Annotated in this window: 15 protein-coding genes and 3 pseudogenes; 12 read left to right on the top strand and 6 right to left on the bottom strand. The window is 37.3% G+C overall.

Translation table 11 applies throughout. The features are described from left to right. Nucleotides 1-13: 13 nt before the first annotated feature. Together Xind_RS15275 and Xind_RS15270 are read right to left on the bottom strand one after the other, a co-directional pair. On the bottom strand, nt 14-703 hold the full coding sequence (locus Xind_RS15275; RefSeq protein ID WP_187650417.1) for a helix-turn-helix transcriptional regulator: 690 nt from the start codon (nt 701-703) through the stop codon (nt 14-16). Between the two features lie 24 nt (nt 704-727). Beyond that, a pseudogene (locus Xind_RS15270) lies at nt 728-1136 on the bottom strand (GNAT family N-acetyltransferase). Nucleotides 1137-2968: 1832 nt separating this feature from the next. Here Xind_RS15270 and Xind_RS15265 point away from each other — a divergent pair. Together Xind_RS15265 and Xind_RS15260 are read left to right on the top strand one after the other, a co-directional pair. Further along, nucleotides 2969-3583: a helix-turn-helix domain-containing protein gene (locus tag Xind_RS15265; RefSeq protein ID WP_187650416.1), complete on the top strand. Its 615-nt coding sequence runs from the start codon at nt 2969-2971 to the stop codon at nt 3581-3583. Next, nucleotides 3567-4424: a queuosine precursor transporter gene (locus tag Xind_RS15260; protein WP_047679867.1), complete on the top strand. Its 858-nt coding sequence runs from the start codon at nt 3567-3569 to the stop codon at nt 4422-4424. Before Xind_RS15265 ends, Xind_RS15260 begins: the two co-directional genes overlap by 17 nt. A gap of 627 nt (nt 4425-5051) precedes the next feature. Here the strand turns inward: Xind_RS15260 and Xind_RS15255 are convergent. After that, the gene (locus Xind_RS15255; RefSeq protein ID WP_187650415.1) at nt 5052-5588 is read right to left on the bottom strand and encodes a TetR/AcrR family transcriptional regulator; all 537 of its coding nucleotides are present in this window, start codon (nt 5586-5588) and stop codon (nt 5052-5054) included. A 256-nt stretch (nt 5589-5844) separates the two neighbouring features. Between Xind_RS15255 and Xind_RS15250 the strand changes: the two genes are divergently transcribed. Next, nucleotides 5845-6324 carry a nuclear transport factor 2 family protein gene (locus Xind_RS15250; RefSeq protein WP_187650414.1) on the top strand — a complete coding sequence of 160 codons (480 nt, stop codon included), beginning with the start codon at nt 5845-5847 and terminating at the stop codon, nt 6322-6324. A 207-nt stretch (nt 6325-6531) separates the two neighbouring features. On the opposite strand, the gene fghA is transcribed toward Xind_RS15250, so the two are convergent. Beyond that, the gene (gene fghA / locus Xind_RS15245; protein ID WP_047679873.1) at nt 6532-7383 is read right to left on the bottom strand and encodes an S-formylglutathione hydrolase; all 852 of its coding nucleotides are present in this window, start codon (nt 7381-7383) and stop codon (nt 6532-6534) included. A 96-nt stretch (nt 7384-7479) separates the two neighbouring features. Beyond that, entirely contained in the window at nt 7480-8589 is a 1110-nt protein-coding gene (locus tag Xind_RS15240; RefSeq protein ID WP_047679875.1) for an S-(hydroxymethyl)glutathione dehydrogenase/class III alcohol dehydrogenase, read from the bottom strand. A 522-nt stretch (nt 8590-9111) separates the two neighbouring features. Here Xind_RS15240 and Xind_RS15235 point away from each other — a divergent pair. Together Xind_RS15235 and Xind_RS15230 are read left to right on the top strand one after the other, a co-directional pair. Further along, nucleotides 9112-10683: an AbgT family transporter gene (locus tag Xind_RS15235; protein ID WP_047679877.1), complete on the top strand. Its 1572-nt coding sequence runs from the start codon at nt 9112-9114 to the stop codon at nt 10681-10683. Nucleotides 10684-10918: 235 nt separating this feature from the next. Then, complete coding sequence (locus Xind_RS15230) at nt 10919-12193, top strand: DUF1479 domain-containing protein (protein WP_047679879.1); 1275 nt, start codon at nt 10919-10921, stop codon at nt 12191-12193. Between the two features lie 40 nt (nt 12194-12233). Here the strand turns inward: Xind_RS15230 and Xind_RS15225 are convergent, their stop codons facing one another. After that, nucleotides 12234-12704 (bottom strand): helix-turn-helix domain-containing protein, encoded by a 471-nt coding sequence (locus Xind_RS15225; protein WP_187650413.1) that lies wholly within the window; start codon nt 12702-12704, stop codon nt 12234-12236. Nucleotides 12705-13058: 354 nt separating this feature from the next. Here Xind_RS15225 and Xind_RS15220 point away from each other — a divergent pair. The 7 genes and pseudogenes from Xind_RS15220 to pcaF form a co-directional block, all read left to right on the top strand. Further along, nucleotides 13059-13184, top strand: a pseudogene (locus tag Xind_RS15220) (transposase); the annotation flags it as partial. An 85-nt stretch (nt 13185-13269) separates the two neighbouring features. Next, nucleotides 13270-13707 carry a hypothetical protein gene (locus tag Xind_RS21780; protein ID WP_246432569.1) on the top strand — a complete coding sequence of 146 codons (438 nt, stop codon included), beginning with the start codon at nt 13270-13272 and terminating at the stop codon, nt 13705-13707. Next, the gene (locus Xind_RS21775; protein ID WP_231571347.1) at nt 13682-13903 is read left to right on the top strand and encodes a hypothetical protein; all 222 of its coding nucleotides are present in this window, start codon (nt 13682-13684) and stop codon (nt 13901-13903) included. Before Xind_RS21780 ends, Xind_RS21775 begins: the two co-directional genes overlap by 26 nt. A 79-nt stretch (nt 13904-13982) precedes the next feature. Continuing rightward, nucleotides 13983-15010 (top strand): annotated as a pseudogene (locus Xind_RS15210) (tyrosine-type recombinase/integrase). A gap of 1023 nt (nt 15011-16033) precedes the next feature. Continuing rightward, the gene (locus Xind_RS15205; RefSeq protein ID WP_047679881.1) at nt 16034-17179 is read left to right on the top strand and encodes a thioester reductase domain-containing protein; all 1146 of its coding nucleotides are present in this window, start codon (nt 16034-16036) and stop codon (nt 17177-17179) included. Between the two features lie 107 nt (nt 17180-17286). Further along, nucleotides 17287-18453 (top strand): MFS transporter, encoded by a 1167-nt coding sequence (locus tag Xind_RS15200; RefSeq protein WP_187650412.1) that lies wholly within the window; start codon nt 17287-17289, stop codon nt 18451-18453. A gap of 31 nt (nt 18454-18484) precedes the next feature. Further along, nucleotides 18485-19684: a 3-oxoadipyl-CoA thiolase gene (gene pcaF, locus Xind_RS15195; RefSeq protein WP_047679885.1), complete on the top strand. Its 1200-nt coding sequence runs from the start codon at nt 18485-18487 to the stop codon at nt 19682-19684. Nucleotides 19685-19841 lie beyond the last annotated feature (157 nt).

The following is a 19841-nucleotide window of genomic DNA, read 5'->3' as shown; positions in this document are numbered from 1 at the left end:
TCTTCGATATAATTCAGATAAAAAGGATGCCTTTTGTTACCAGGCGTTCAGGGATGTAGTTGTCTAGATGTAAATGTTTGCAAAATTCTTCAAACTGTTGGAGAGAATGGACATTAGCTTTTTGGTAGATGCTGTATATTCTATTTTCTATCGTTTTATGGCTGACATTGTAGATCTTGGCTATTTCCTTATTTGAAAATCTATGCAACATAAAAAAAATGATATCAAGCTCAGCCTTGGTAAAAAGGTTTGTGTTGGTTTCGGTTGTCAGGATGCTAGGTTTTTTTTGGTTGATATATTGTAATGGTGACAATGTATTGAGTGGCTTGGCATTCCAAACTATCCAAATACACTTTTTATCATCGTTATACACAGGAAATTTTTCACTGATGAAAGGTGTTAGACAGTCTCTGCCGAACCAATAATGAGTTTCTATGACAGAAACTCTATCTTGTGCTTCTTCCGTTCTTTTATCATGCTCAGAGAGATCCCCTGCTAATTCAGCCCAATCAGCAGGGAATTCGTTATCAAACTTTCCTTCTATATCAAATTGTAGAGGGGTATTTGTATATAGATAAGCCGCCTTGTTCATATAGACATGGCGTGAATTCAAATCTTTAATACCCCAAGGTTCACTAAGATGTTCCATCATGGCTATCAATCCCTTCAAATAGGAACCATCATCTTTAAAGGATAAATTCATATATGTGCCACATCGTTAGATATTTTAAATATCCTTTGCCAAGTAGAAATGGGTATATTGATGAGTATACCCTTCTAATTTTCCATAAGTCTGATAGCTTAACTTTCCATAAGCCTTTGGCTTGGAAATAAAAAGTATCAACATAAGTCATATGACAATATCGTTTTAACGCTTAAGTTTTAGCTTGTAGTAATAGCTGTTTGTTCAAACCTTTTTGTTGATATTTTTCGCTTACCCAGAGATCTTGTATTTCAAGATAGCACCACCAAGTTCTGGAGACTAATCCTGCAATAATTTTATTAAACTCATCAGTAATACTCAGAGATAATGAATGAGTATCTACAGGCGTATATTGTTTATTATATGCCCAGATACTTCGGATCACATATGCTTCATCTTGTGAGTTTGGAGTATTTATAATATGGAGTTTTATTTTTAACATGTATTTTTCATCTATATAGTTATTTATTTGATTATTTCATGACGAAATCAAAGTCCTAATATAGCTGCTATCATTTTTTAAACTTTGCTTCAAGAGTGTTTTTCACCCGTTTAAGTTTATATCAAAAATGCTTATATTTAACTGAAGGGACAGAAGAGTGAGAAATTCGCCGTTCCGCAATACTTTCTGTTCCAATCTGTTTGATATTATTAAAAAATATAGCGTCAGTTAGGACATTACCAGGGAAATTTACCTACACTTATGTTTTGATATAAAGGAAGCATGTAAGGTTTTTCTAGGTATCTAGAAAACTGTTCTCTTCAGCATTTATCTTCAAAATGTGTAAGTCTAATAAATATTAATATTTAAATAATTTCATATATAAATCACTTTATTTTTACTTGAATTAAATTTATTGGTGGTTTTCAGTAATTTCATTTTGGTTGTTTTTGTTTGTAGTGAAAAAATAGAATACTGAAAACCACAGATTACTTTCTATAAGGCATATGATGATATAAAAATACTTACAAATGAGTAGGCGATTTTGTACCTCTAACCTTATTAGATTGCATACTGTTATTTAGCAAAAAAAAATCTATTTGTCATCTGGTAAGTATTCTTATTAGAACAGAATAAAATATGTATAGATTTTTTATATGAATAGACGCTTTTTTACTTTGACGAAGTAATCATCCAGAATGATAAGAATATATCTTATTTTGGATTTATTGCGAAATAATGACTGTCTGTTTTCTTATTATCATTTATCATAATTATTTCTTATTGATATTCTGGTGGTATTAATTTACTTTCAATTAATACCTTTGGTTATTTTAACCTTGTGTGATTTTTTCTAGTTTTTTCGAGTAGAAATTAAAATTGACATATATAATAAAAAATATAGTATAATAATAAAAAATATTATTTATATATGGTGCTATTAAATATAGAGTAGAAGTTATGTTTTTATAACTCATTACTGTAGGTATTTATTAAATACTCAACTAAATATTTTTATCTAAAATTTTTGAATTTTATAGAGTGTTGAAAATGTAGTTAAACTTAGGCTAATAATGCACAATGGTTATTTTTAAATTTCATCAATTCTATGAAATTAAATTTCTAATTATTTATATATACTGTATATTTCAAGATGTAATACGGTAGTAAGGGAATGGATTACTTGGAGCATGAGTGGTAATATCGCTTATGAAAGGATTTCTAACAAAGCTACAGTTAAAAAGATGATAGATTGATTTCATTGAATGATGACCTTTTTGAAAGGCAAGAGTTAGGTATATAATCTTTCTCATGAAGCACTATATGAGAATAAAATATTCTTTTTTAAAAATTATAATTTTATAAGTGTTTTTTAAATAACCCTAGAAAATTCACATCTAAAAATATAGGGTATATATTCATTTTATGAAAATTATGTTAAATTTATCAGTGTTTTTTTAAAGGTTATTGAAGAAAAGTATAATTGATTTTTCAATTGACTCAACTATATTAATAAATTATGGTTGAGTGTTGTCTTTGTGATGATTTCCTGGGGTTGATAAGAAAATCAATAAAATGTCAGGAAGATAATTTCATTAAAGGCAATATTATTTCTTATGAAGAAAATGAGATATTGTTGTAATTGATTTTATTTATGTGATTGTTTATTATTTTAAGCAAATACAAATTCTATTTATTGGTATATTTTTATATTTAAATTAATAAATATTTTTTTACGAAAGTGGTTTTTGTAATGCTTCAAAGAGAAATATTTTTTGTATGCGATATTATGTGAACCGATTAAATACTTTCTAGGCATTGCTATGTATAAAAAACAAAAAATGGAATACCTGAGAAAAAATTTACAATATTTACTTGATTCCAGAGGTGAAAGCAGAGTATCACTTTGTGATCGGACCGGGCTTAATCGTACAACTATCTACAATATCTTAGATGGTAGAGTACAAAGTGTTCACTCTTCAACTATCCAGAAAGTATCCAACTTTTTTGGTGTTTCGTATAGTGAAATAGAGACAATTGATATCGCAGAAAAAGAACGTATTGATGCGATTGTTTCTTATGAAGGTAATATGAACCCCAGCGCTGTGCCGTTGTTTAGGCAATCTGAATGTGTTACTGCTGAATTCTTTGAAAGTAAAATTGGCTCCTTAATTGTTGGAAGAGAGCTGACTTATTATTTTGGTTTTGGTCCTAATATCGTCGCCATTTTACTTGAGAATGATTTTTTAGGTAAATATAATGCTGGTGATTTATTAATAGTTAGAAGAGGTCATTATCAGAGCGATAACCCTAAGTTATGTTTCGATCAAAAACGGAAAAAGTTTCATATCAACGAGTTTCATATTGAAAATGCAGAAGATTCGGTAGTGATTGGGGATATAATGGAAGAACGGTTTGGGTATGGGAAAAAAATATAAATTACTGGGATTTAACAGTCAGGATAATACAGCAAATGTATTGATTTCATCAACAGGAAAAGTTTTAAGGATTAATGTAAAGGAGCTAGAAAAGAGTGAAATAGCGGATGATTTTGATAGTCACGAAACAAAATCACTCTATCGGAAGATATATTCCAGCTTTCCAGATTCTCCCTCAATCTATGAAATTGAAGAACGAAATGAAAAGTCTTGGGTTGTTTATTCACTTCTCGCTTTATTACTGACAATTTTCTATACTTTCAGCAATATAGCAGCAGCCAAGCCTGTTTATATCGAATATCTTAATATCATTGTTACTCCGGGTACGTTCATTTACCCATTCTCTTTTTTAGTTATTGATTTACTCAGTGAATTTTATGGGTTCAGGTTAGCAAGAAAAGCAATATATATGTCGCTGGCGTCTAACCTGATCATCGTCTCATTATTGAGTATATCGACGAGCTTACCAGCTATTCCCAATTGGGGTTTGAATGATCAGTACAATGCTCTGATGAATCATATCTTATCAGCGATTTTTGCTTCCTCGTTGTCATTCTTGGTATCTGAACTGGTCAACTCATATGTCTTGTGTAAATTAAAAGACATGACAAATTCCCGGTTTTTAGCACTAAGGGTATTTTTCAGTACTTTTATCGCGTCAATTCTTGATAGTTTTGTTTTCTGTTTTGTTGCGTTCTACGGAAAACTTCCAATAAATCAAATTATTGGGATGATGATTATTCAGATATTAATTAAAATTTTCTTTGCACTATTTAATGTTTTCCCCGCTTACGGTTCGCGTTATTTATTCAATCATTGGGTTGTCAAAGCCGCACATTAATGAGTAGCATGGAGAGTTTTTCTCCATGCTATTTGCCCGATTAAATCCTATCTTATGTTGTATAACATCTTGTAATGTGAATGAAGATAGTTGCTGACTGGTACGCGCTTGAAGCCAGATCGTGACTAGAAGGCTGCTGCAGTTTCCGTATAGTTATACAATAGCTCTTTTCATATTCATATCATCTATGTAAAAAATTTTATCAGATGCATTTGTTTTTTATATTTACGGGGCAATGCAACAGATTTTGAGTTTACTTATTAAAATCAAATGAGTATGAGATTTTTTACTATGTTTTATTTTTTATGTTTCAAATAATGACGTCGATATTGAGTAGAAAAATCAACATTTGAGCTTTTATTTGTTGATTTTACTGTTCGTCTGGTGTATTAATTTGTCTGTAAAAATATAAGTTATAATTAAGATTTTGTCTGAGTATCAGGTAGTGCATCATCACTGCCTTTAATGTAGACAAATATTTTCATTATTTTGAATAGTTAGTTTTGACTCGCCCAACACCAGGGTAATCTTAGAACATTTTTTGTTCTGATATGGTAATCAGTCTCTTAGTCAGCCATGTTGGTTAAGAGACTGAATAACCTCAATTTTATGAGCAAATTTCACATCTTAAATCAAGCGGTAAGCCATTGTGCGATAGCGCTCTTCATGACCTGCAACCTCACCGAATTCAGCTCTAACTATCATTCCCTCAATAAATGTTATCAATGCTTCTGCTTTGGATTCCGTATCTTTTGAGACTGTTAAGAAAACTGATAATAGCAGTGACTTTAACCAAGTTTTGTGCTGTTGTGCTTGTTTAACGATAGTTTCATTGTGGCCTTTGAATTCAGCTAAAGCATGCATAAACAGGCAACCTTGAAAATCTTCTGTAGCAAACCATGAAAAATGCCAATTCAGGATGGCATTGAGCTTGTTTTCAGTTCCTTCAGTTGAAGACACAACAATACTGAGTTCTTTCTCAAACCTCTGATGTCGTCTGAATAGGACTCCTTCGATCAGCTTATTTTTGGAACCAAAATAACGGTACATAGAGGTTTTTGATACATTCGCCTGATCTCTTATCAAATCAACACCAACAGCGTTGTAACCAAATTTATTAAATAGAGACTCGGCAATATCCAGGATGTGTTCTTTTTTACTCATAATATTTTCTTATTATTTATTCAATCTAGTTCTATAAAAGTTAGTTTTCAGGATAAATCTAAGGTTGTTTTTGCGTGTACAGATCTGTACATTTATTTGTGTGTACAAGATTGTACACATGGTATCATACCTATTGAGCTTTATTGCAGGTTATCAATCTAAAAAGTGGAATAATCCATTTACTGCGGCTGATGTAAAAGAGAGTGATAAATTTATTAATTTCTTTCCATAACATATTAAATATTCTGGAGAAGATATGCCTGAATCCGTTGAAAAAAGAATCCCCATCCCGCCATTTACTGATGAAACTGCAATGCAGAAAGTCCGTATTGCTGAAGATAGTTGGAATACACGTGATGCAGCCAAAGTTGTTCTGGCATATAGCAAAGACACCAAATGGCGAAATAGAACAGAGTTCGTAAATGGCCGGAATGAAGCAGAAGAATTACTCATCCAAAAATGGAGAAAAGAGCAGGATTACCGCTTGATTAAAGAGTTATGGGCAGTGGAGGGAAACAGAATTGCTGTAAGATATGCCTATGAATGGCATGATGGTTCAGGAAATTGGTTTCGTTCATATGGTAACGAGAATTGGGAATTTGATGAAAACGGTATGATGATTAACCGTTTTGCAAGCATTAATGATATCCCTATTAATGAAGCTGAACGTAAGTTCCATTGGCCTTTAGGACGCCGACCAGATAACCATCCTGGGCTCAGTGAATTAGGGCTATAAAAATAGGTGAAAAGATGGATGAAAAACAGTAAATGAAGTTCATGCCATTCTTTTATTGACATTGTTAAGCACGAAAATACTCATATGCTGCCAACGGATTGACAGCATAGTCATGCCTTGATTGAAGAGGAAAGGGGGCAGCTCAAGTTTGAGCTAATACACATAATTAGTAAAAAATAATTGCGATATAGGATTTTATTTTAAAAATTACTGCTTTTTAGCATATTCTTGCATTGCTTTTGCATGATAAGCGATATGTTCGCCAATAAAACTAGCAATAAAATAGTAGCTATGGTCATAATTAGGACGAAAATTTATTGTCACAGGGTAACTTGTTTCATCACAAATATCCTGCAATAAATGGGTACATAATTGGTTATCCAGAAACTCATCATCAGTTCCTTGATCAATCAAAATTGAAAGTTGTTCTGTTGCTTTTGCATTTTTGATCAATTCTACTGTGTCATACTGTTTCCAGAGCGACCTGTCTTCTCCAAGATAGTTGGAAAAAGCCTTTTCCCCCCAAGGAATCTGACTTGGTGCAACAATAGGAGAAAACGCTGATACACTGCAATAACGTTGCGGATTTCTCAGCGCAATGACCATCGCGCCATGTCCACCCATAGAGTGCCCACTGATTGCCCGCACACCAGTGACAGCAAAGTATGTTTCAACCAATTCAGGCAACTCAGAAACCACATAATCGTACATACGGTAGTGTGGTTCCCAGGGTTGTTGTAATGCGTTGAGATAAAACCCTGCTCCTTTTCCAAGATCATAAGAAGGGGCATCAGCGATATCATTCCCCCGAGGGCTGGTATCCGGAGCGACAATAACAACACCATGTTCAGTTGCGTAGCGTTGGGCTCCGGCTTTTGTAATGAAATTCTGCTCAGTACAGGTTAAGCCAGAGAGCCAGTACAATACAGGTAATTTCTTTTCTTTAATCTGAGGTGGTAGAAAAATTGAAAATTTCATCTGACAATTCAGTGAATTAGATCTATGTTGATAGACCTCTTGCCATCCGCCAAAACAGGCACGATGTTCAATTCTTTCCATGGTTTTTCTCTCTAAGATTGTAGGTTCAGGTTCTTCAACTATATGGTTTATATCTTATGGAGTTTATATTTGGCTGTTCCTGTAATAGTCGTTCAATTAATAATGAATCACTGTCCGAATAGATTTGCCTTCGTACATCAGATCAAAGGCCTCATTAATGTTTTCTAATGGCATTTTATGGGTTACGAAAGGTTCAAGTTCAATTTTCCCTTTTATCGCATCTTCCACCATTCCCGGTAACTGACTACGCCCTTTAACTCCGCCGAAAGCCGTTCCTTTCCATGTTCGCCCGGTAACAAGCTGGAATGGACGAGTAGAAATTTCCTGTCCGGCACCAGCAACACCGATAATGACTGATTGTCCCCAACCACGATGTGCACTTTCGAGGGCTGCACGCATCACATTGACGTTACCAATACATTCGAAAGAGTGGTCAACTCCCCATTTTGTCATATCCAGAATAACCTGTTGAATCGGTTTGTCGTGATCATTGGGGTTAATGCAGTCAGTGGCACCGAATTGTTTGGCTAGCTCAAACTTATCTGGATTGGTATCAATAGCAATAATACGTCCGGCCTTAGCCTGACGAGCTCCCTGGATCACGGCAAGCCCAATTCCACCCAGACCGAAAACTGCTACAGAGTCCCCCGGTTGAACTTTGGCAGTATTATGCACAGCTCCGATACCCGTCGTGACGCCACAGCCTAATAAGCAAACATGTTCATGATTGGCTTCCGAATTGATTTTTGCCAGAGAGACTTCAGCAACTACTGTGTATTCACTGAATGTAGAACATCCCATGTAGTGATAAACAGGTTGTCCATTGTAAGAAAAACGAGTTGTACCGTCGGGCATTAAGCCTTTTCCTTGTGTATCGCGAACGGCAATACACAGGTTCGTTTTACCGGATTGACAAAATTCACATTTGCCACATTCAGCCGTATATAACGGTATGACATGATCACCGGGCTTTACGCTGGTTACACCTTCACCGATCTCAATCACTACACCAGCTCCTTCATGCCCGAGAACAACAGGAAATCTCCCTTCAGGGTCATCTCCTGAAAGCGTGAAAGCATCAGTATGGCAAACACCTGTGTGGCTGATTTTTATCATGACTTCACCGGCTTTCGGTGGTGCTACGTCAATTTCAACAAGTTCGAGAGGTCTGCTTGGGCCAAAAGCAACGGCGGCGCGCGATTTCATAGAATTCCTCTTTTTTTGACATAAAAAGTGAATGTAAATTGTCCGGCACATGACGAACATGGAAAGAACACGTATTCACGCATTATAGTTGTATCGTAGATTTGATCATCAATTGATTGTACTTAAGGTAACGGTGATCGGTATAACTTAGTCCAGAAAATAACAGGTGAAGATACAGACTATAATCAGAGGCAGTGATTATATTGTCACGAATATCCAGATAATAAATAAGATAGGTAATATGTATAAAAATAATAGCAGAATAATAAATTATGATTCTTGTATTCACATAAAAAATGCCACATAGCACGAATTTTTAAAATATATTATTACTCTTACCTTTAATGATTTTCCCATAGAAAAATTAAAATCAATAACATCAACTTTTTGATAAAAAAAGAAAAACATAAAAAAAAGAATAAAAAACTGCCTCATAATCCAGCTATTATCTCATTATTTACGATATGGTAAAAACTCAAAACATTATGTAACTTCCGTTGCTCTGTATCAGAAGGAGAAACTATGTTAACTAGAAAACAAAACGGAAGTCGCTTTCTGCGAACAATTGAATGGTTGGGAAACGCTTTACCTCATCCTGTTATTCTTTTTATGATCCTGATCGCTGTTTTATTGGTCTCTTCAGCAATCGGACAATATTTTGACATTACAGCTATTGACCCCCGCCCAGAAGGAGCAAAAGGTCGGGCTGAAGATGGAGTGATCCATATCGTCAGCCTGCTTGATGCAGATGGAATTCGTAAAATCCTCTCTAACTTAGTGACAAACTTTACCGGTTTTGCACCATTAGGAACAGTTCTGGTTGCTCTGCTTGGCGTCGGCATTGCAGAGCGTTCAGGGTTATTATCTGCGTTAATGCGTCTGGTCGTCATGAAGGCTCCCAGAAAATTAACGACATTGGCAATTGTATTCGCCGGTATTATGTCAAATACTGCCGCAGAATTAGGTTATGTAGTACTTATTCCATTGGCTGCCATTATCTTCCATTCTCTCGGTCGTCATCCACTTGCAGGACTGGCGGCAGCATTTGCCGGGGTATCTGGTGGTTATTCAGCCAATTTATTATTGGGTACTATCGACCCTCTGCTTTCCGGGATCACTCAACAAGCAGCACAACTCATTGACCCATCCTATATTGTTGGTGCTGAAGCTAACTGGTATTTCATGTTTGCCAGTACTTTTCTGATTTCCATTCTTGGCTACTATGTGACTGAAAAAATTGTTGAGCCACAATTAGGTCCATATACAAATAGTACGCTGGATGAAGATGAAAATACGTTAATAAACTCCGCCGCATTAACCGCTCTGGAAAAGAAAGCTCTTATAGCAGCCTCAATAACGTTTGCTGTACTTGGTGTGATTTTGGCACTGAGTGTTGTACCAGAAAACAGCATCTTACGTAATCAGGAAACCGGATTAGTCAGCAATTCTCCATTCCTGAAATCTATCGTAGTTTTTATTTTCCTCTTTTTTTCTATACCGGGCATTGTCTACGGTTATGTCACCAAGTCAATGAAATCCAACAACGATGTGGTCGATGCTATGGCACAGTCCATGAGCAATTTGGGCTTATATCTGGTTATTATTTTCTTTGCCTCTCAATTTGTCGCTTTCTTTGGCTGGACTAATATCGGTCAAATTATTGCCGTAAAAGGGGCGAATTTCCTGAATGAAATTAATCTGCACGGCGGTCTGTTATTTATCGGGTTTATCCTGATTTGTGCTTTTATCAATTTGATGATTGGATCAGCGTCTGCACAATGGGCGGTTACTGCACCAATATTTGTCCCCATGCTGATGTTGGCAGGTTATGCTCCGGAGACTATTCAGGCAGCTTATCGTATCGGTGATTCTGTAACCAATATCATCACTCCAATGATGACCTACTTCGGGCTGATTATGGCGATAACGGTGAAATACAAAAGGGATGCCGGTATCGGTACTATGATTTCTATGATGTTGCCTTACTCCCTGGTATTTATGGTAGGTTGGTCACTGTTCTTCTATGTTTGGGTCTTTGTTTTTGGTTTACCTGTCGGCCCCGGTTCACCAATTTACTATAATCCTGTCGGTTAATGGTCTGTAAGTTAGACGAAATGCTTGCCCTATACATTGACAGAGTAAGCATTTTATTCTGGTTTTTATGTTTAAAATCAAAATATTACTTCAATGATATTAATTAAAAACAATTTTTGTTTTTAATTTAGAAGTTTTTTTCCACAAATTGACTAAAACTTTGTTGATATATTATAAATCGGAGGTAGATTAATTTCTGTCCAAATATAAAACCCATTCATAAACAGAGATTACTATGGATACTTCTTTTACCAGCACCAGCTTTCCTGATGATTACCGCAAAAGAATTCGCCAGATGAAACAAATTCTGCGTGAGCAAATCGGAGATGTTGAAACTCTCTTCTCCCAAGTATGTGACAAAATAGAAAAAGAATTAACCGCAGCCAAAGAAGATGAAAAAAACATGGGTAACGTCTGGCCTGAGATACATTGGCGTGATGCGGCAGAAGGCAGAGTAACAGAGGAAATCATACAAAAAATTAAGCGCCGTGGCTGCTTGGTCGTCAGGCAAAATTTCCCACAGGATCAGGCAATCGCATGGGATCAGTCCATGCTTGATTACCTCAATATCAATAAATTTGAACGCTTCTATCAGGGACCAAAGGATAATTATTTTGGCAGTCTTAAAGCATCCCGGCCGGAAATTTATCCCATTTACTGGTCTCATGCACAAATGCAAGCCAGACAAAGCGAAGAAATTGCGCTGGTACAGTCTTTTCTGAATCACTTATGGAAATTTGAATCGGATGGAGTGAAATGGTTTGATCCTGACGTCAGCATGATTTACCCCGATCGTATTCGCCGCAGACCACCGGGTACGACATCTAAGGGTCTGGGGGCTCACACAGATTCTGGGGCTTTGGAACGCTGGTTACAACCAGATTATCAAAACGTGTTCAGAAAAATCTTTACTAACCAGTTTACAGAATACGATCCTTGGGATGCTGCCTATCGTCCTGATGTACATGAATTCAATAGCACAACGAGATGTTCTGTTTTTAGAACATTTCAGGGCTGGACTGCGCTGTCTGATATGTTGATTGGTCAGGGACTTCTGCATGTTGTGCCCGTTCCTGAAGCAATAGCCTATATTCTGTTACGCCCACTACTGAATGATGTGCCCGAAGATGAACTATGTGGTGTAGTTCCCGGCAAAGCACTTCCTATATCAGAGCAATGGCACCCTCACCTTGTTCGTGGGTTATGCAGTATCCCGGCTTTGCAGGCTGGTGATTCTGTCTGGTGGCACTGTGATCTTATCCATTCAGTTGCTCCTGTAGAAAATCAACAAGGCTGGGGAAATGTAATGTATATTCCCGCTGCACCATTGTGTAATAGAAATCTGGCCTATGCCCGTCAAGTGACTGAAGCCCTTGAACATGGCGCTTCTCCACCAGACTTTGCTCCGGAACATTATGAAAAGAATTGGAAAAACCGTTTCACCATCGCTAAGTTAAATGCAATTGGCTTACGGGGACTTGGGTTAGGAAATCGGAATATTGAGACATAGATTTCAATTATCAATCATGAAATTATCAGGCATGAAATTATCAGGTATGGAACGCCTTTGCTTTTACCAGATTACGGTAGACTATCGGAGTCAGCGCAAAATGTTGTTCAAACAACTTACTGAAATAGTGGGGATCCCTGAATCCTACTAACTGTGCGACATGCAATAAATTCAGGTTATTATCTTTCAATAACTGCTTTGCTGTTAATAAACGGTAATTAAGCATATATTTATGGGGAGAAACTCCGACTTGTGCTCTGAAATTACGGGCCAAAGTACTTTCTGATCCCCCAACATAACTGGCAATGTCTTTAATGGTGATATGCAATGTTATATTCTGCTTAATATAACTTTGGGCTATTGAGACCACTTCATCAAATTGTGTGCTACCTCCCACTTGAAAAAATGGTTCTGATTGGAAGTCGGACACTTCATGCATAAAATGTTTCTCAATAACTTTAGCGATAGGTGGCCCAAAAAACTGAGAGATAAGGTAAACCAATAGCTCCATTTGTGAATTAATACTTCTTACACAGTAAATATTGTCATTATAGGTAATACTTGCCTTGTATCAGGTTCCTGTTCGTCAGGTCATGGTTTTGCTACACGCTTCCTCCAGACCCCACCTCGCGGTAACGCCCTTGCGTTTCGCTAGTCCTTCGCCACCATCAGGTTGGACAGGGGACTCTCACCCCCAAGCTGTCGGACATGCCCGGCACACATGAAATCTATGGCCACCCTCGTTTTTGCAACACTAATTTTTGATGAAGTTTGGGTTTGCTTAAATCTATCCGGCGTCACGGTGGGCATGAATGCCCGCGCCTCAATGAATTCCGCACCTGATGAACCTAATACTACAGTCGTATTTATCAAAAAGGGCACCCATTCTGCCGGCGTCCAACGCCAATATAGCGGCACCGCCGGGCGGGTCGAAAACAGTCAGATAGGCGTCTTCCGGTGTTATGTCGGTCATGGCGGTCATGCTTTTATTTTACCACCTGTGCCGTGCGGTTAGCGAAGGGACATTTGTTGCCGCCGGGTGTGGCGCCGGAAACGCAGGCAGCACAGGGGGTCTTATGGCAAGCAGTGGTGTTTTGAGCGGCGTTGTTTTACCACCTGCCGTTGTTGCGGCAGCTCGAAGGGGAACTGGAAGACGGGCGTGTCTGACAACCGGGCATCGGTATCCCCGACAAACCGTTTCGTTTCCGTTTTCGCGCACCGGAGAATATACCATCGGCTCCACAGGAAGTGTTGCTGGCTGCCTGTCTGTTACCGGAAAAAGCCATGATGTGGCTGGTGACTGTACCGGAGGTCTGGCACTGTCTGATGCAGCATCTCAACGGACGTCCCTCCACCGTCCCGTTGATAGACACATTGCTTCAAAAGGCCGCCGGACAGGTTCATTCTCCTTTATGGATAAAACAGGAAGTTTCTCAGTCTTCGGCGAAGGAGGAAGCTTTCTCTGCCGAAGGCTACCCGGTACCGGAAATGGCATCCACGCCTTTTGTCAGTGAAATCACAATACCTCTGCCATCTGTGTCTGACGATACCCTGACTTTATTAGCCTTATTTCAGTCACCGGATGCATCCTCGCCGCAAAATCAGGGAAAAAGTCACCACGCCGACTCGAAACTGACCAAACGGCCGGGACGGGAGAAAGAAAGTATTGCCCCTGACAGTCACCTGTATTCATCATTTAAAGATAAATAATTTAAAGGGTTATTTATATTTTATTGCCGCGAATTGTTTTTGGACAGGAAACGGCAGGATGAGCCGAGGAAAAAATAATATGTTGCACACCGTAGACACCCTCAGTTGGGACGAATTATTAGAAGAGTACTTTTTTTCACATATCCTGAGACCGGATACCGAATGGAGTTACCGCAAGGTCACACGGGGTTTTATCCGGTTTATGGGAGAAGCCGCATCACCGGCACAGGTTATTCACCGGGATATGCTGCGGTGGCGGCGCGACCTTCTGGTGGAAAAAAAGCAGTCGAGCCATACCTGGAATAATAAGGTGGCTCACCTGCGGCGATTTTTAATTTCGGTATAGAGCGAAAACTGCTGCCTCATACCGAAAACCCGTTTAACAACGCCGTGACTAAAAAAGAGAAGAAAAAGAAGAAGATTTTGAGCAAATCGCAGATAACCCGCATTAATTTGTTGATGGGCAAGTTTGCTGAGGAAGAAAGCATCGAGATGCCCCCACGGGGAGGGCGTTGTGCCCTGTATCCGACCTGGTATTGGTCAACGGTGCTGGCGATATTGCGTTTTACAGGAATGCGTCAGAACCAGTTACTGCACCTGCGATTGCGGGATATCAATCTGGACAGCAATTATATTGAACTGGGGCTGGAAGGCAGTAAAAACCACTGTGAATGGGAAATACCGATTATTCCGCCGCTTAAACGCCGGCTGACAAGATTAGTGGACAGGGCAATCGCTGCCGGTGCGAAAGCCCACGATCCGATTTTCGATCTCAGTCGGTTGAGTGTCCCACACCCAAGCCGGCTTTCCCGTTACCAATACGATATCAACCGGGAAAAACAACAGTTCCGTTCTTTCTTTCGCCGGCTGTCCAAAGAGTGTGATTTTGCGGTCTCGCCTCACCGTTTTCGTCATACGTTGGCCACGACCCTGATGAAATCGCCGGATCGTAATCTACCGCTGGTGAAACGATTACTGGGACACCGTAATGTGGCAACCACGATGGAATACATTGATCTTGATATGGAAGTGACGGGTAAAGCGCTGGAGCGGGAACTGGGGTTGTATACTGATTTTGTTGATGAGTATGCCGATGAGAATGAATAAAACGGCGTAAAAAAGACAGGGCAGGTCTCAGACGGGATTGAGGTGGAGGTGTGAGTGAACTGCCCTGCATCAATAGCGATGCGATGAAAAAAATGGCTAATTTCGATCCCCTGTCCCGTAAAGTTTTTCCCTTACTTGGCATCAGAATCAATTAATGAAATCATTACCTTAAACGAGAAAAGGTAACTGTTAAAATAGCTACCCTGTTATCTTGTCTTAAATGTTCTTTTCAACTAAACAGTACAAATTGAACTGATTAGGATTTAACATTTAATTAACGATTGATTCTTTTTTGCGTTTTTGTCAGGAAATTTAACAACCTGGGACAAACCCGTATGGAAACTTGGTGCCAGAGGCGGAATCGAAAAAAATTATAACCTGTTGAATTTATAAAGTCTATTATCTCTAATTTCGTTCGCCACCCATTAGGTGATCCTTGTAGGCGATAGGATCTTTTTAGCTACAAGTTAACACATTATCTATTAGGTCGAGTAGAGTCAAATTTTTTTATGATAAAATCACGGGTTAGCAGGGCGTCTGAAAGTATTACTTCTGAAACTAACTGCCCTTTTGAGTAGTTGAGATTGCCATGCTAATCCAAGATATATTCTTATTTGAACAATAAGTTTCATAGATAATAAAAATGAAACTTGAAAGATAGTAAATAGATGCTAAATTATATTTATATCAGGTTGTAGATATAATTTTAAATTGATATTTCACAGTCAGAGTATGCTTACCATATTAAATCATCTTCCATTGAAGAAAGACTACTTTTGGTTTATCTGTAGTACATGAAGATTATTTATACTTATTATATTTTCAATCCATTTTAATAAATCCTATAAATAGTCACCATTCGATGACTTTATTATTGAAAGTATAACAAAAATACAACATAAAAATACCTAAAAAGATGTATTATTATTTTCTGATAATGCTAAATATGATTTATTATTTAGCATAATAAAAACACTTCAATCCTAATTTAAACATACGAAACATATAACCAAGGTGATTAACATGGGAAAAGTAAAACCTAATGTTTTATTAACTGGTGCTACAGGTTTTGTTGGTGTACACCTTTTGGATGTTTTGTTGCAAAATAAAGATATAGGGGACATTTATTTATTATGCAGAAACATTGATCAGGAAAATAAAACGCATCGTATAGAGGAGGCATATAAGAAATTTTCTCTAGATGGTATTCATCGGCTAAAATTAGCTAAAAACGTCAAGATTATTGAAGGGGATATTACCTTACCTAGGAGTGGTATTAATAATTCAGATTATAAAGAATTATGTAGTGAAGTAGATGTTATCTACCATATTGCGGCACGAGTAAATCATATACGTCCATATGAAGTATTGAAAGCTCCTAATGTTGATAGCTTAAATGACATGATTAATATTGCTAACACTGGTAAGATGAAAGTTATCAATTTTGTTTCTACACTTGGATCTGCATCTAGAATTGATGAATATGGTTATTATGTTGAAGATTTTCCAGGGAGTACAATTCTGAATTCAGATATGGGATATTTAATTTCAAAATGGGAAGCTGAACGCCTGTTGGGAAAATTCACAGAAATAGGTGGGAAAGCTAATTTATTTCGTTTGGGATATATTTCAGGTCATAGTAAAACGGGTGCAGCTATTTTTGCAGACAACCAATTTATGCTTTTCATTAAAAGCTGTATTCAACTAGGTTATGCTCCCATTTTACCACGTATTATTAATTTTACGCCTATCGACTATACCGTTTCTATTATGGCATTACCTAAATATATGACTGAAACTGGTAATGTGCTTAATTTATTTAATTACAATGGGTTAATTAGCTGGGAAGATATTATTACTTGGCTAAACAATCGCGGATTTAGTCTAAAATTATTAAATTTCTATAAATGGCAAAAAAAATTATTAGACAGTGGTGAAAACAATTCTCTTTATCGCTTCTTGCCACTATATGGTGTAGACGGTTCTCATGATAAAATACTACGTTTTGGACGGGAAATAGATAAATTTCATTATGAAAAAACAAAAGAAGCCACGAGTTTGATAGATTATAAATTACCAAATCTTCGTTATGATTTACTTGATACTTATTTGAAGTATTTACAAAAGGAAGATTTTTTACCTGTACCTATGCTAAATACTTTTTCATAATAGTGAAATATTAAGGTTAATAGGGGTAGGTTTCTTTTCTGTGAGGAATGAAGCTACCCTTATATCATTTTTATGGTCTATTTATAATAACTGGAATTAATCACATTATGAAAAAAAGTCATTATCTTGCATTATCCTTCCTATGCGCATTATCTGTAGCAAATATCTATTATAATCAACCTTTACTTGGTTTATTTGCAAAAGATTTTAGTATTGAAGAGGAAAAAGCTGGTTCAATTGCTATGGTTGTTCAATTAGCATATGCAGCAGGTCTTGTCCTTTTTGTACCGCTTGGTGATCGAATGGTACGACGGAAACTGTTGTACATTCTTTTAAGTATTAATGCGCTATCCTCACTATTAGCATCTCAATCACAAAATGTTGAACAGCTACTACTGATTAATATTTTAATAGGTATGACATCTGTTAGTGCCCAAATTGTTATTCCAATGGTTTCATTGATTGCACCTGAAGAACAGCGAGGAAAAGCTGTAGGGATTGTTGTGTCAGGTCTTATGACTGGTGTTTTATTCGGTAGATTTTTATCCGGATTTGTAGGTGAGTATCTTGGTTGGCGAAGTATGTATGTTATAGCAATGAGTTTAGATGTTATCTTGATTGTAATACTTCCAAAATTATTACCTATTAATAAACCTTCCGAACAAGTTATTCCATATTTCACCTTGCTTAAATCTTTATTGAAATATTTTGTATCAGAACGTAAGTTAAGAATTGCTTGTTTTTCTGGCGCCTTAATGTTTGGTGCTTTTAGTGCATTGTGGGGGGGGTTATCCTTTTTAATGGCACAACCACCTTATCATTATGGAAGTGATATCGTAGGAAGTTTGGGATTAACAGGTATTGCTGGTATTCTTGCTACATCTTTAATAGGGAAATTAGCGGATATATACTCTCCAAAGTTTGTTGTTTTACTCGGCGTGATCTTTGCAATGTTAGGATTTTTGTCTTTATTCTTTGCACCATATTATATATTAGTAATAATTTTAGGAATTATGTTTCTAGATCTTGCAGGAAGAACAGCTTTGGTAGGAAATCAACTTAGAGCATTATCTTTATCTGAAACTTCGCGTAGTCGCTTAAACACCGTATTTATGTGTTCTTATTTTATTGGTGGCGCTATTGGAACGCGTATTGGTTCTGAGGTTAGTGTGAATTATGGATGGTTTGGAATATCAGTTTTGGGATTAATACTAGCCAGCTTAGTTGCATTAATTAATATTTTTAAAGATAAACAAACACAGTCAGAAAGTTAACTCAAATGCACATAAAATAGGGGAATTCTCTATGGATGTTTATATTTGTGATGGAATCCGTACACCATTTGGGCGTTATGGTGGAAGCCTTTCATCAATGCGTCCTGATGATATGGCTGCGTTGATAATCAAGGAACTACTTAAACGCAACAAAGAAATAGATCCAACAAATATTGATGATGTTATTTTTGGGTGTGCGAACCAAGCAGGAGAAGATAATCGTAATATTGCGCGTATGGCTACATTACTTGCCAATCTCCCGCCAACAGTACCCAGTACAACGATTAATCGTTTGTGCGGTTCAAGCCTTGATGCCGTATCTATGGGTTTTCGTTCAATAAAATCAGGTGAAGCAGATTTGATCATTACAGGGGGCGTGGAAAGTATGAGTAGAGCGCCTTATGTTATGGGAAAAGCGGAATCTATATTTTCTCGTAATCTGAAAATTGAAGATACAACAATGGGATGGCGGTTCATCAACTCTGCTATGCGAAAACTTTATGGTGTTGAAACAATGCCTGAAACTGCTGAGAATCTTGCAAAAGAGTGTGGTATCTCTCGCGAGGAACAAGACTTTTTTGCCTTACACAGTCAGAACAAAGTTGCCAAAGCTTATGAACAAAACCTGTTTAATGATGAGCTAATAGCTGTTCATATTTCACAAAAGAAAGGTGAAGACATCGTTTTTTCCCGTGATGAACATCCTCGTGAAACAAATTTAGAATCACTTAGTAAATTAAAAAGTATAGTTACTGATAGTGGAACAGTCACTGCTGGTAATTCTTCTGGTATTAATGATGGGGCGAGTGTTGTGCTCTTAAGTAACGAAGATGCAAGCATTAGAAATAAGTTGTCACCTAAAGCTCGTATACTTTCTTCAGCTGTTGCAGGTGTAGAGCCAAGAATAATGGGAATAGGCCCTGTCCCTGCTATTAATAAAGCTCTAAAGCTAGCTAATCTTACACTTGATCAAATTGATATTATTGAATTGAACGAGGCTTTTGCTGCTCAGTGTTTGTCTGTCATGAAAGCTCTCAATATAGATATGAATGATGAGCGTGTTAACAGGTACGGAGGGGCAATTGCTTTAGGACATCCTTTAGGTGCCAGTGGTACCAGACTTATTGCCACTGCTTACCATCAACTGATAAGAACAAAAAAACGTTATGCCGTTTGTTCAATGTGTATCGGTGTAGGGCAAGGTATTGCAGTGGTTATTGAACGAATTTAAATTAGTGGAAATGCGACAGATATAAAACTGCACTGACGCGCTGCGCTTGTCTTCTCCGGGTCATGCTCCCAATAATTAGATATTGTGATAAACTTCCCATTTTTTATTATGGGTGAGATATGGCTAAAGTTGATGTGGTTTGTCGTTACTGTCACAA

The organism is Xenorhabdus indica, from assembly GCF_014467235.1.
GTDB lineage: Bacteria > Pseudomonadota > Gammaproteobacteria > Enterobacterales > Enterobacteriaceae > Xenorhabdus > Xenorhabdus indica.
Note: the sequence above shows the minus strand (reverse complement) of the source record. Positions and strands in the feature narration are given on the sequence as shown.